A 13832-nucleotide genomic window follows, 5' to 3' on the forward strand; every position below is an offset into this window, starting at 1 on the left:
TCAACTTCACCCGCAAGGACGAAGTCGAAGCCGACCGAGCCGGCATCCAGACCCTCGCCAACGCCGGCTACGACCCGAATGCGATGGCTGACTTCTTCGAGCGCATGCAGGACACGATGCGTGTCGGCTCCGGCGGCGACCGCGATGTACCCGAGCTCCTGCAAACCCACCCGGTCACGCTGTCGCGTATCAGCGATGCCAAATCCCGCGCCGGCACCCTGATCGCCCAGCAGAAATTGCGCCCGACGCATACCACCCTGGTCAAGGATCAGTGGGAAAAAAGCACCGCGCCGATCATTTACGTCAAGGATCCCACCACCCTGCTCAAGGGCGGCGGCAAAAGCGAGCTCGATAACTATCCATTGATGCGCGAACGGGTGCGGGTGCTTTCCGGCGACGCCCTGCCACTGAGCACGTACTACGGCGACAATCTGGCCCGCGACAAAAATTTCGACACCCCCTCCAATCGCTACGGTTATGCCCTCGCCCTGACTCGCAGCGGACGAGCAAGCCAGGCGATCGAGCAGTTGCAAACCCTGCTGAAGACATATCCCGGCAACCAGATCCTGCAAGTGGGTTTGGCCGACGCCTACCTGCAGGCCGGCCAGCGCGGTACCTCACTGTCGTTGTATGCGGAGTTGAGCAGGCTCTCGCCACGCAACCGAACCATCGCCCTGGGTTACGCGCAAGCGCTGGTCGCCGGTAACAGCGACGATGCCGGCAAGGCCGCCGACATGCTGCGCCCGATGCTGGACGATACCGATGAGCCGACGGTTTATCGCACTTACGCCCGTGCCAGTGAGAAAGCCGGTGACCCGGTCCGCGCTGGCGAGGCCTACGCCGATGCGAGCTATCTCTCCGGCCGTCCCTTCGATGCGATGGAGCAACTCAAGCGCCTGCTCAAGCGCCCGGGCCTGGACTACTACGCCCGCGCCCGCATCCAGGCAAGGATCAGCGAACTGACCCCGCTGGTCATGGAGCTGCGCAAGCGCCGCGTGCAAACCGAAGACAATCCCTCGGGACGCGATCAACAATAAAACGAAGAACCATGGAGAGGGAGCGGGCCAAAGCGCGATGGCCGCTTCGAAAGCCGCCTCCAGATCGGTCGGAACGATGCCCCGTTGCCCATCTTTACCCCCAGGACGGCACAAAATCGGGATTTCCTCAAAATTCCCGTCATTCCAACTCCATGAAAAGTCCAAAAAAGAGCTCGCTGTCATAGCCACGTAACATTGGATCGTTGCAATATTTACGTCACAGGCCTCCCAGCGGGACCCATAGCGTGCACAAACGCATCCTTATCGTCGAAGACGAAGCCTCGATCCGCGACATGGTTGCCTTCGCCCTGCGCAAGGCCGGCATGGACGCGGCCCACGCCGCCGACGCCCGCGCTGCCCAGCTGGCGATTGCCGAACAAGTCCCCGACCTGATCTTGCTCGACTGGATGCTTCCGGGCACCAGCGGGCTGGAACTCGCTCGCCGCCTGCGCAAGGAAGAGCTCAGCCGCGAGATACCGATCATCATGCTCACCGCTCGCGGCGAGGAGATGGATCGGGTCAACGGCCTGGAAGCCGGCGTGGACGACTACGTGGTCAAGCCTTTCTCGACCCGTGAGCTGGTCGCCCGTATCAAGGCGGTCCTGCGACGCAGCCAGGGCGACGACGGCTCGGGCCTGGTCGAACTGGGCGGCCTGCGCATCGACGGTCCGGCCCACCGGGTTTTTGCCGGCGACGATGCCGTGCCGATCGGCCCGACCGAATATCGGCTGCTGTATTTCTTCATGACGCACCCCGAACGCGTCTATTCACGCGCCCAGCTGCTCGATCATGTGTGGGGCGGCAGTGTGTACGTGGAGGAGCGCACGGTCGACGTGCATATCCGCCGCCTGCGCAAGACCCTCGAGCCATGGAAGCTCGACGACATGGTGCAGACCGTGCGTGGCGCGGGGTATCGCTTCTCCGCCAACATGTAATGTAGTGTCGGGAAAGCCGAGCCGCGCACCGTGCGGCGGCTTGCTTTCCCTTGGGATGCTACCGATGCTTGACCGTCCAAAGCCAAGGCATCGTGTCATGTTCGAACCCACCCGTCGCCTGACACTGATTGCCGTCCTGGCCGCCGCACTGGCGCTCGGCGGCGTGGTTGGCTGGCTGGCAGGTGGGCATGTGGCAACCGGCGTGGCCGTTGTCGCGCTTGCGGAAATCGTCTTGCTACTGTCTCCAATCCGTCATGAAACGCAGCCCATCATGACATCTCTCCCCGGCATCAGCCCTTTGCAGCATGACCGTTTCATGACGCGTTCCCGTCGCATTGCCTCCAGTTTGCGCGATCTGCGCAGCGCCGCCGGCAGCCTGCCGGATGCCGTCGTGCTGCTCGACGGTCAACAGCACGTGCGCTGGTTCAATCATGCCGCCGAAGACTTGCTCGGGCTGCGCCGCCCGCACGATCGCGGAGCCGACCTGCACGAGCGCCTGAGCACCACCGAACTTGCCGGCTGGCTGGAAAGCGGCGCGCACGAACCGCTCAACGATGTTGCCGCCCCCGGTCATCCGACCCGCCATATCAACGTCACCTTGCTGCCGTTCGGCAACAGTCAGCGTTTACTGCTGGCGCGCGACATCAGCCATCTGACCCGGCTCGAACAGATCCGCCGCGACTTCGTCGCCAACGTATCGCACGAGTTGCGCACGCCGCTGACGGTGATCCACGGCTACCTGGAATTGATCGATCCGGAAGACGTTCCCGAGCTCGCTCCGGTACTGGGCGAGATGCGCGCGCAATCCAAGCGCATGGGCCAGATCGTCGAAGATCTGCTCACGCTTTCGCGTCTGGAAACGCAGGAGCATATCGCCGAGGAACGCGTGCCGATGACGCCGCTCATGGCGACCATCCGCAAAGAGGCCGAGGCGCTGAGCCAGGGGCGTCATCGCATCACGCTGGAGTCGACCGCAGAAGCCGATCTGCTCGGCTCGGCCAAGGATCTCCACAGCGCACTATCCAACCTGGTCAGCAACGCCGTGCGCTACACACCGACCGGCGGCAGCATCACCATTCGTTGGCGGCGCACGCCCGAAGGCGCCACCTACTCGGTGACCGATACCGGCTTCGGTATTCCGGCCAGCCACCTGGCGCGACTGACCGAGCGCTTCTATCGCGTCTCCTCCAGCCGCTCGCGCGATAGCGGCGGGACGGGCCTCGGGCTGTCCATCGTCAAGCACGTGCTGAACCTGCACCAGGCCCGCCTGGACATCCAGAGCGAGCCGGGCCAGGGCTCCACCTTCTCCTGCACCTTCGGCAAGGAACGGCTGCTCAAGCCCGGCGGCAACGAAGAGAGCTGACCGGTACCGAACCGGCAGCACGTTTCTACGGCACTGCGCCATGTTTGCGAAAGCCGCTTGAGCCAGAATGGCGGATATGCGCCGTAAACCCGAAACACCTTCGCCTACCGCCGACCGCTCCGCCCCGGAGCTCTATCTCAGCCGCGAGCTGGCCGCGCTGGAATTCAATTTCCGCGTGCTGGCGCAGGCGCGGGACGAACGTATTCCCGTACTTGAACGCGTGCGCTACCTGAGCATCGTGGCCAATAACCTCGACGAATTCTTCGAGGTTCGCGTGGCGATGCTCAAGCACCACCACTATTACGGCTCGGCGGCGCCCGGCCCGGACGGCATTTCCTCGGGCGAGTTACTGTCGCGCATCCGCAAGCGCGTACTGGAACTGGTCGCACAGGAATACGTCACCTGGCAGGACGAATTGGGGCCGGCCCTGCAGCGCGAGGGAATCCATTTTCTGACGCGCGACAAATGGACCGATCGCCAGCGACGGTGGCTGCAAGGCTATTTCGAAAACGAAGTCATGCCGGTGTTGTCGCCACTGGGCCTGGATCCGGCGCATCCGTTTCCGCGCATCCTCAATAAGACGTTGAACCTGGCGGTGGTGCTCAAGGGGCGCGATGCCTTCGGCCGCGAAGGGCATATGGCGCTGCTGCGCGCGCCACGCTCGTTGCCGCGAATCATTCGCCTGCCCGACGAAGTGTGCGATACCGGCGACAATCTCGTGTTCCTCGCCGAACTGCTGCAGGCTTTCGTCGACCTGGTATTTCCGGGTTTCAAGGTGGCCGGCTCTTATCAGTTCCGCGTGACCCGCAACAGCGAGCTGATGGTCGAAGAGGCCGAGGTGGACAATCTCGCCCGCGCATTGAGCGAAGAATTGCTTGGCCGCGGCTACGCCCGCCCGGTACGCCTGGAAATCGGCAACGATTGTCCGAAAGCGATCGTGTCCATGCTGACAGCGAATTTCGAGTTGCAGGATACCGATGTCTATCGGTGCAACGGTCCGGTCAACATCATCCGTGCCGGCATCGTCTATGACCAGCTCGATCGACCGGAGCTGAAATTTCCGCGTTTCACGCCACAGTCGCCACGCGCTTTCGCCGACGTCAAATGCAAGTTCGATGTGCTTCGCCAGCGCGACGTACTGATGCATCACCCTTACGAATCGTTCGCCGTGGTCGTAGATTTGCTGCGCCAGGCCGCCCAGGACCCGGATGTCCTGGCGATCAAGCAGACGCTTTACCGCGCTGGCGTAGATACGCCGCTGGTCGATCTGCTCGTGGAAGCGGCACGCAATGGCAAGGACGTCACCGTGGTGATCGAACTGCGCGCGCGCTTCGACGAGGAAGCGAACATCCGCCTGGCCACCCGCCTGCAGGAAGCTGGCGTGCAGGTCGTCTACGGCGTGGTCGGTTACAAGACCCATGCCAAGGCGTTGCTGATCGTACGCCGTGAAGGCACCGCGCTGCGCCGATACGTACATCTTTCCACGGGCAACTATCACCAGGCCAACAGCAGGGCGTATACCGACATCGGCCTGATGACGTCCAATCCGGATATCGGCGAAGACCTGCACAAGATCTTCCAGCAACTCTCCGGCCTGGGGCCCATGATCGAGCTAAAGCAGCTCCTGCATTCGCCCTTCACGCTATACAAGAGCGTACTTGCAAAAATCGAGCGCGAAACCAGGCACGCCCGCCAAGGCAAGCCCGCGCGCATCGTAGCCAAGCTCAATGCGCTGAACGAAGCACATGTGATCGAAGCGCTTTACCGCGCCTCGCAGGCCGGGGTCGAGATCGACCTGATCGTGCGTGGCGCCTGTACGCTACGCCCAGGGCTGGTCGGCGTATCCGAACGCATTCGAGTGCGTTCGATCGTGGGGCGCTTTCTCGAGCACAGCCGAGTCTACTGGTTTGCCAACGACGGCGAGCCGGAACTTTACTGCGCCAGCGCGGACTGGATGGAACGCAATCTCATGCGCCGCATCGAAATCGCATTCCCGATCCTCGACCCCGAGCTGGCCCGGCGCGTCTACGACGAAACCTTGGCCAACTATCTGGCCGACAATACCCAAGCCTGGCTGCTTCATAGCGACGGTCATTACGAACGCGCGGAACCCAGCGGGGCGGAGCCGCATAATGCACAGCAGACACTGTTGGACCGATGGACGTGAGGCGGGAACAGCTCAGGAGTGAGTGGACCGGCTCTTCTCTCGCTCCTCTTCTAACCTCCCCTTTCATGCCAAAATAACCGCTCATTGCCCCCAGAGTCTCCGATGAGCCAAGGCGATCAGACGCAAATCAAGGACGGCGAGCTGATCGCCGCCGTGGACATGGGATCGAACAGCTACCACATGGTGGTGGCACGGGTGGAACACGGTGAGCCACGGGTGATCGACCGGTTGCGCGAAACCGTGCGTATGGCCGCCGGTCTACGTGCCGATGGCACCTTGGATGCCGAACACCGCGCACGCGCACTCAACTGCCTGGCGCGTTTCGGCCAGCGCATCGCCGGCGTGCCATCGGTGCGGGTACGCGCTGTGGCGACCAATACCGTACGCCGGCTGGCCTCGCCGCAAGCATTTCTTACGGCAGCCGAGAGCGCACTCGGCCACCCCGTGGAAATCGTCTCCGGCCGTGAAGAGGGTCGCCTGATCTTTCTAGGTGCCTCGCACGACCTGCCCGCATCCCGCGAAAACCGACTGGTCATCGACGTCGGCGGCGGCAGCACCGAATTCATCATCGGCCGCGGCCTTGCACCCCTGCAGACTGAAAGCGTACAAGCCGGCTGCATTGCCTCGACCATGCGCTTCTTTCCCGGCGGCAAGCTCAACCGCAAGCGATGGCAGAAAGCATTGGGCGAGATCGGCGTATTGCTGCAGCAGTTCGCCGAAGACTATCGCGAAGCCGGCTGGCTCGATGCCTATGGCTCATCCGGCACGGCCAAAGCGATCGGCTCGGTGGTGCAGGCAATGAAATTCTCCGACGACGGCATCACGCCCGCGTCACTGGCCTCGCTGCGCGAAGCTCTGCTTGCCCAGGGTCAGATCGGCACACTGAAACTGCCGGGACTTGCCGAGGATCGTGCGCCCGTCATCGCCGGCGGCGTGGTGATCTTCGAAGCCGCCTTTGCCGCGCTGGGCATCGAGCGCATGCGCGTATGCGAAAGCTCGATGCGCGAAGGTCTGCTGTGGGATTTGCTCGGTCGCGCGGGTGGCAGCGATCCACGCACCGCCAGCATCGATGCGTTGGCCTCGCGCTATGGCGTCGATCGTGCGCAGGCACGTCGTGTCGAGTCCACCGCGATGCTGCTGTTCGATCAGGTTGCCAAAGCCTGGAAGCTCGACGGCGAAGCGCGCGAGTGGCTGTCGTGGTGCGCGCGCGTCCATGAGATCGGCCTGGCCATCGCGCATAGCCAGCACCATCACCATGGCGCCTATATCTTGCGTCACGCGGACCTGGCCGGCTTTTCGCGCCAGGAGCAGCAGTTACTTGCGGCTGTGGTGCAATCGCACCGGCGCAAACCCGACAAAGTGCTGTTCTCGGCCCTGCCGCAGCGCTATCGCGTCCTGGCGCGTCACATCACCGCGCTACTGCGCCTGGCCGTGCTGTTCCGCCGCGCCCGCCGCGCCGAATCGCTACCGCAGATGCGGCTGGCCGCCACCGCCCAGCGGCTGCGTCTGGGCCTGCCCGACGATTGGCTCGAACAGCATCCGCTCACCGCCGCCGATCTCGAGCAGGAGCGTGCGCCGCTGGCAGATCTCGGAGCACGGCTGGAGTTGGAGGTGTTTTGAGGCGCGAGGTCGGCACCGAAAGGGTCTGTGAGATCGCTCGCTGTGAGGCATGAGTAGAAAAGCTGAGGAAACGGCTCGCGACCGAAGCCTTTCTCTCCTCACAGGCCGCGCAGCGGCCGGCCCCACCGCTCACTCCTCCTCCATTTACTCTCCCCTTCAGCACATCCCGCCCTGCGCCGCGTATCATGGGCGGATGTTTCGCGCCGTCCGGTCTCCCATGTCCCGAATTACGCTCGCCTTGCTCTCGCTGCTGCTGCCCCTTGGCGTAGCCGCCCAAGCGGCCAAGCAAGCCGCCCCGGATGCCCAGCCTCACCCGCAAGTGGTGCTGCACACCTCGCAGGGTGACGTGACGCTGGAGCTCTATCCGGACAAGGCCCCCAAGAGCGTCGCCAATTTCCTGCAGTATGTGCGCGACGGCTTCTACAACGGCACCGTGCTTCACCGGGCCATTCCGGGGTATCTGGTGCAAGGCGGCCTGTATACCCGTGACCTGCAGCCGAAGCGCACCCGCTCGGCCATTCCCAGCGAAGCCGATAACGGCCTGTCGAATCTGCGCGGCACCGTGGCGGTAGCACGTGGCGCCGATCCGAATTCGGGCACCGCGCAATTTTTCTTCAACCTCGTCGATAACCGCCGTCTGGACTACGCGGGTAACCAAAGCGGCTTGACCTGGGGTTACGCGGTCTTCGGCAAGGTGATCAAGGGCATGGACGTAGTCGACAAGATCGCCGCTCTGCCTACCCGTGGCCTGGGACCGTTTGCCAGCGATGTGCCCAATCCGCTGGTCGTCATCGACGGTGCAAATGTCGTCGGCGAAGAGGCGCCGGCGGCTGCGGCAACAGCCACCGCGCCCGCTGCCGCCGCCCCCGCGCCGGCAGCGACACCACCGGCAAAGAAAGCCGCCAAATCCAAGGGTTGACGATCGCATGAGCACACTGTTCATCGCCGATCTCCACCTGGACGCGACCCGTCCGCACATCACCGAGTTGTTCGAGCGGTATCTGACCGGCGACGAGGCGCGTCAGGCCGACGCGCTCTACATCCTGGGCGACCTGGTCGAGGCCTGGATCGGCGACGACGATGACGCGGAGCTACCGCGACGGATCGCTCAAGCCACGCGCACCCTCAGCGACAGTGGAGTACCGGTGTACTTCATGGTGGGCAACCGCGATTTCCTGCTGGGCGAGGACTTTGCCCGACGCGCCGGCTTGCGCTTGCTCGACGATGGCACGGTGCACGACCTGTATGGACGCCCCACGCTGCTGATGCACGGCGACGTGCTATGCACCGACGACCTCGCTTATCAGACCGTACGCAAGCAGGTGCGCACTGCCGAGTGGAAGGCCAATATCTTGGCAATGCCGCTGGAGGCACGCCGGGCGTTCGCTGCCAAGGCGCGCGAGGACAGCCGTGCGCATACGGGCAGCACCATGGAAACCATCATGGACGTCAATGCCGACGCGGTGGCCGGGACCATGCGCGTGGCAGGCGTCGATCGGCTGATCCATGGCCACACCCATCGCCCTGCCATCCACCGTTTCGCGCTTGATGGGCGACCGGCAGAGCGCATCGTGCTCGGCGACTGGTACGAGCACGGCTCGGTGCTGCGCGTAGACAGGAATGTTTCGGAACTGCGCGGGCTCGATGCCTGACAGAGCCGCTACGGCTCACCGATATCTTCATTCCACAGCTCGGGACGTTCGGCAATGAACCGGCGCATCATCTCGATGCAACGGGGATCGTTCACCACCTCGAGCTCGACGCCTTTGCCGCGAAGCCAGTCTTCCTCGCCACGAAAGGTGACGTTTTCACCGATCACTACGCGCCCGATACCGTAAAGCGCGATCGCACCACTGCACATCGAGCACGGTGACAAGGTCGTGTAGATGGTCGATTCGCGATAGACCCGCGCCGGATGGCGCCCAGCCTGTTCCAGCGCGTCCATCTCGCCATGAAGGATGGGACTACCCTTCTGCACGCGACGGTTGTGACCACGACCGATGATCCGTCCATCATGGACGAGGACCGAACCGATCGGTATGCCGCCCTCGGCCAGCCCAAGTTCCGCTTCGGCGATGGCTTCAAGCAGAAATGCATCCGTCACGCGCGTACCTCGCATCTTGTATGCCCTAAAACACACATCCCATCGGGCAGGGTCAGGGCGGGCACTATGGACAAATCGGTTCCTTCGATCAAGTCAGACGGACAACCTCTGCTTGCCCGAAACGCTCCATCAAAAAGACCAGGGCGATGACTAAACTGTTCTGCACCATTTTATGGGGGCCTGGAGCATGAACGCGGGAGTTCGTCGGCTATTTTTTTGCTCCCTGTTGATTGCGTGCCTGCCATTGCAAGCCGCATCGACAGCACCGTTGGCCGGATTCCACACGGTATCGCTGCACAACGGGTTCAACCGCATTCGCCTGGCAGATCGCCCGGCCACCGTCGCTTACGCCTGGCGTGAAAACTACAACGCCCACGGATTCTCCCTGGCTTCGATCTATCTGGACGATGCCGATGCGACCGGCAAAACCTCCCTGCTTCTTGTGCCGGCGTTTGGCGATAACCATGACCCGAACAAGGAACAATTCGAGTTCGCCAGGAGCGGCGGCGCCGACTGTCTGCTGCGCGACTTCCGCCTGTTGACCGCCGGCGACAAGGCATTGCTGGTGATCGCAATGCGCGAACCGGGAACAAGCTACACCGACGCGGAGGCTGTCCACTTCGATGTCTATAGTCTGCGACGCAACGATGAAGGAATACCGGGCAGACCGCATTTCTATTTTTCTCTGGATCGCCGTATCGAAGCCTCCCGTCCCTACTGCGATGTCGGCGAGGCGTTGAAAGAGGAGCTGAAACTCTAGCCATTGCTCCCGAAGACTGTTGCCAGCACCCCCTCGGGACTGTTTACCGTCCCTGGGAACAGCCGCTAGGATGAACCGTCAGCCGTCCGATTCGCCCAGCCGCTTCACGCGGGCGCGTATCCACTCAGGCAAGTACTCAGGGGCTATCCATGCATTCCGGAAACAACGGTCGAGGCGGCTCGGGCGGCGGTTCGGGATCGTCCGGTTCAGGCAGCGGCTTCCGCCCCGTGGAATTCACCAACCAACCGCCGGCAGGCGTGCACCGGCCGGTGGCGCTACGCCCGACAGCGGTGCGTCCAACAGCCGCCGGCGCCGCGGGTGCTCCCGTGAGATTGCCGCCATTTTCCAGCTTGATCGGAGGCGCATCCGCATCTGGCGCTACGAGCGGCGCCCCGCACAATGGTCCATTGCCTTCGATCCACAGCCTGCTTGGCACGGCAAGCGCCAGCGGCGCTGCTCATCTAGCCCCCATGCCGGTCACCGGGGGCAGTCACACCCCGCCGTCGACCGCAGCGGCCGGGGCCGGGGCCGGAGCGATGGCGCCCGGCCCGTTCATGGGGCCAACCGGACAGCTGCGCGCACATTCGCCAGGTGGCACCCTGTACGAACGTAATCCATCGCCTAGCGGGCGAAGGGCGTCACGCCGACACGCTGCCGGCTACGACAACCCCGCGCACTCGCACGGCAACATGCTGCCGATCTGGGCGGCGCATGCACTCAGCCCCATTCCGGAAGGAAGCGTTACACAACAGCGCCGACATCTCATGCGATCGGAACGCCACTTCAGCACGCAAAGCCCGGGCGGAACGCGTACCGAAGATATCCAAGGCCACAGCCAAGGCGTGCTCGGTCATCTCCCGGACGCCTCTTCGCACTGGAACAGCGTCGGCCACCGGCAGACACGCCTGGAAAACCAGCAGCATAATCGGGAGACTTCGACCTATCACGGCATCGAGAGTAGCGAGCGCTCGGCAGCAAGCGGCCATCTTGCCGCCGGTTATCTGTCGCCGACGCCGTACCGCGGCAGCCATCCAAGCCATTGGCGCGCCGACTTGGCGCGTCCGGACGTCCCATGGTCGACCTGGACACCCGTGGCGGCGTCTGCCAGCACAAGCGCCGTTCGGGCACAGACGGTACTGGGCAGCATCCCAGGCGCGGGGCACGCCTCCGGAGCTGCGCCAACCGCATCGGGCGCCGGCGGGTCTGGCTTTGGCACGTTACCCCACCCCGGTTTCGGAGGTTCGCATCCGGGGGCCGGCTTCGGACACGGCGGTGGCGGCGGCGGGGCTGCACCGGTTCATGCAACATTCCCGGCATTGCCCAGCGCGGCGCGGCCAGGAGGGGCATCTGTCGGAACGACAACCTCATCGAGTCATGGCGCCGCTGGTGCCGGCGGTGGTGCCGCGCCGAACAGCGATTCGAGAAAGCGGCCGCGCAGCCCATCGAACCACTTCTGATGGCGATACAACCGCAAGGGCTGGCACGACAATGGCCGATGCAATGGCAAGTACGTGTAACGATGCTTCGCCGATCGACGACACGAACATCACTGACACAACACATAAGCGTGCGTGCCCGTCTTCAACACAGTGGGCGCAACGATCCGTCATCGCGCCTCTTTGAATTTCAGGCAACAAAAAACCCCGACGAATCAGGGCTTTTGTAATCTGGCGGAGAGAGAGGGATTCGAACCCTCGATAAGGCTTTTGACCCTATACTCCCTTAGCAGGGGAGCCCCTTCGGCCTCTCGGGCATCTCTCCATTTTGTCCCGCATCTCTGCGGAGCCGGCAAGGATACTAAACCGGCACACCAGAGGTAAAGCCTCAGTCAATGTCAGCGGTCGCCTGCTTCACTCGAAGAACCACCTTCCGGATCGTTTTCGTTCTTGATCCGCTGGTAAATTTCTTCGCGATGTACGGCTACGTTCTTGGGCGCATTGATGCCGATTCGCACCTGGTTGCCCTTCACGCCCAACACGGTAACGGTCACCTCGTCACCGATCATCAAGGTTTCGCCGACCCGACGGGTCAGAATCAACATGTTTGCCACTCCATGAATGCTATGGTCACAGGCCAGCCACCTGCGATGCCTCACCCCTGAGCATCACCGCTGGTAGTTCGACGATTACGTCCGTCGAAGGCCACTGCCTTCCCCGGCGCATCAGGCGGCGCGCTCCGGGAAACGCTTCGCCTCACTGGCCCCTCGCTACCGATGGGGCCAACATTCAAACGATACTAGCCGAGCCTAAGTGCCCGTGGCAATGCGTACGGGTCGGTGTAAACCAGCCGTTCACGCTCAGGCTGCGGTCAATCTCGTACCGATCCAGTCGGGTAAACCTGCCAGAAGCATCGGCAATTGTGCGGTATCGCTGCCTCCGCCCTGCGCCATATCCGGCCTGCCGCCGCCCTTGCCGTCGATCTGCGCGGCCACGTAGGCGACCACATCGCCGGCTTTGATCCGGCCCAACGCGCTGCCATGCACGCCGGCAACCAGCGAGACACGGCCTTCGGCAGCCCCTGCCAAAAGTACTACGCAGTCGGCCAACTGCTGCTTGAGCTGATCGACGCTGTCGCGCAACGCCTTGGCGTCGAAACCTTCCAACCGGGCGGCGACCACACGGATGCCGTCGATGTTCTTGGCCGAGCCGGCCAGATCGGCGGTTGCCGAACCGGCGGCCTTGGAACGCAGCGATTCGAGCTCGCGCTCGAGCTTCTTCTGCTTGTCGAAAATCTGCTTGAGTTTCTCCACGGCATCGTCACCGCTGCTGGATAGCAGTTGCGAGAGCTCGCCAAGACGGCGCTCCTCGTCGGCCACATAAGCCAGGGCACCGGCACCGGTAACAGCCTCGATGCGCCGTACGCCCGCAGCTACGCCCGCCTCGCTGACGATCTTGAACAAGCCGATATCGCCGGTGCGTCCCACGTGCGTGCCGCCGCAAAGCTCGGTGGAAAACTCGCCCATCTTCAGCACGCGTACTTCATCGCCGTACTTTTCGCCGAACAACGCGATCGCACCGAAATCGAGCGCCTCGTTGTAACCCATGTGATGGATTTCAGCTGGCGCATTGCGACGCACTTCGGCATTGACCATCGCCTCGATCTGCGCAATTTCTTCATGACTCAAAGGCTTGAAATGCGAGAAGTCGAAACGCAGGCGCTCGGGTGCGACTTCCGATCCCTTCTGCGCGACATGGTCGCCCAGAAGCTTGCGTAGCGCCGCGTGGAGCAAATGGGTGGCCGAGTGATTGAGCACGATTGCCTGCCGGCGCGTGTCGTCCACCCGTGCGTCGACGGCATCGCCCACACGCAGCGGTTGCGTACCGTGCCAGCGACCGGCATGACCGAAGAACACGCCGCCCATCTTGAAGGTGTCCTCCACCGCGAAACGTCCCGTACCCGTGGCGAGCGTGCCGGTGTCACCGACCTGGCCGCCCGATTGCGCGTAGAACGGCGTGCGATCCAGGATGACGTAACCGTCCTCGCCCTCGCTCAGCTGATCGAACTGCTTACCGCCTCGCACGATGCCAACGACACGGCCACTGGCTGAGTGCAGCGTGTCGTAGCCGAGGAACTCCGTCGGCTTGAGCTGACTGGCCAGCTCGGCCGGCATCTGGCCCTTGGCTTCGAACTTGCCGCCTTCGCGGCTGCGTTCCTGCTGTTCGCGCATGGACTGCTCGAAGCCGTCCATGTCCACCGTGAGGCCGCGCTCGCGGGCGATGTCGGCGGTGAGGTCGACCGGAAAACCGTAGGTGTCGTAAAGACGGAACGCGTCCGCGCCGGGAATGACCTGCCCCGACTTCGCCGCGATGTCGTCGAACAGGCGCATGCCGTGCTCGAGCGTTTCGC

At 63.3% G+C, this 13832-nt stretch carries 12 protein-coding genes and 1 tRNA gene; 9 read left to right on the forward strand and 4 right to left on the reverse strand.

The features are described from left to right. The 7 genes from VIM98_RS10950 to lpxH all read left to right on the forward strand — a co-directional run. Positions 1 to 1037 (forward strand): M48 family metalloprotease (locus tag VIM98_RS10950; RefSeq protein ID WP_331993141.1); only part of this gene is annotated, 1037 nt, incomplete at its 5' end. Between the two features lie 245 nt (positions 1038 to 1282). Continuing rightward, a complete protein-coding gene (phoB, locus tag VIM98_RS10955) occupies positions 1283 to 1972 on the forward strand; it encodes a phosphate regulon transcriptional regulator PhoB (protein ID WP_331993142.1) in 690 nt (229 codons plus the stop codon). A gap of 97 nt (positions 1973 to 2069) precedes the next feature. Next, on the forward strand, positions 2070 to 3335 hold the full coding sequence (phoR, locus tag VIM98_RS10960; protein WP_331993143.1) for a phosphate regulon sensor histidine kinase PhoR: 1266 nt from the start codon (positions 2070 to 2072) through the stop codon (positions 3333 to 3335). A 76-nt stretch (positions 3336 to 3411) separates the two neighbouring features. Next, the gene (ppk1, locus tag VIM98_RS10965; RefSeq protein ID WP_331993144.1) at positions 3412 to 5502 is read left to right on the forward strand and encodes a polyphosphate kinase 1; all 2091 of its coding nucleotides are present in this window, start codon (positions 3412 to 3414) and stop codon (positions 5500 to 5502) included. Positions 5503 to 5604: 102 nt separating this feature from the next. Then, positions 5605 to 7122: a Ppx/GppA phosphatase family protein gene (locus VIM98_RS10970; protein WP_331993145.1), complete on the forward strand. Its 1518-nt coding sequence runs from the start codon at positions 5605 to 5607 to the stop codon at positions 7120 to 7122. A gap of 217 nt (positions 7123 to 7339) precedes the next feature. Then, entirely contained in the window at positions 7340 to 8041 is a 702-nt protein-coding gene (locus tag VIM98_RS10975) for a peptidylprolyl isomerase (protein WP_331993146.1), read from the forward strand. A 7-nt stretch (positions 8042 to 8048) separates the two neighbouring features. Then, positions 8049 to 8774, forward strand: a complete 726-nt coding sequence (lpxH, locus tag VIM98_RS10980) for a UDP-2,3-diacylglucosamine diphosphatase (RefSeq protein ID WP_331993147.1) — start codon at positions 8049 to 8051, stop codon at positions 8772 to 8774. 8 nt (positions 8775 to 8782) lie between these two features. Here lpxH and VIM98_RS10985 read toward each other — a convergent pair whose 3' ends face one another. Continuing rightward, on the reverse strand, positions 8783 to 9226 hold the full coding sequence (locus VIM98_RS10985) for a nucleoside deaminase (RefSeq protein WP_331993148.1): 444 nt from the start codon (positions 9224 to 9226) through the stop codon (positions 8783 to 8785). A gap of 187 nt (positions 9227 to 9413) precedes the next feature. On the opposite strand from VIM98_RS10985, the gene VIM98_RS10990 reads away from it, so the two are divergent. Beyond that, complete coding sequence (locus VIM98_RS10990) at positions 9414 to 9986, forward strand: carbapenem self-resistance protein CarG family protein (RefSeq protein WP_331993149.1); 573 nt, start codon at positions 9414 to 9416, stop codon at positions 9984 to 9986. A 149-nt stretch (positions 9987 to 10135) separates the two neighbouring features. Further along, a complete protein-coding gene (locus VIM98_RS10995; protein ID WP_331993150.1) occupies positions 10136 to 11443 on the forward strand; it encodes a hypothetical protein in 1308 nt (435 codons plus the stop codon). Positions 11444 to 11654: 211 nt separating this feature from the next. Here the strand turns inward: VIM98_RS10995 and VIM98_RS11000 are convergent. From VIM98_RS11000 to alaS, 3 genes are all read right to left on the reverse strand, one after another. Further along, positions 11655 to 11747, reverse strand: a tRNA-Ser gene (locus VIM98_RS11000). A gap of 73 nt (positions 11748 to 11820) precedes the next feature. Beyond that, complete coding sequence (gene csrA, locus VIM98_RS11005) at positions 11821 to 12027, reverse strand: carbon storage regulator CsrA (RefSeq protein WP_331993151.1); 207 nt, start codon at positions 12025 to 12027, stop codon at positions 11821 to 11823. Positions 12028 to 12282: 255 nt separating this feature from the next. Next, on the reverse strand, positions 12283 to 13832 hold a 1550-nt coding region (gene alaS / locus VIM98_RS11010), incomplete at its 5' end, for an alanine--tRNA ligase (RefSeq protein ID WP_331993152.1).

The sequence above is a fragment of the Dyella sp. genome (genome assembly GCF_036568765.1).
Classification (GTDB): domain Bacteria; phylum Pseudomonadota; class Gammaproteobacteria; order Xanthomonadales; family Rhodanobacteraceae; genus GSA-30.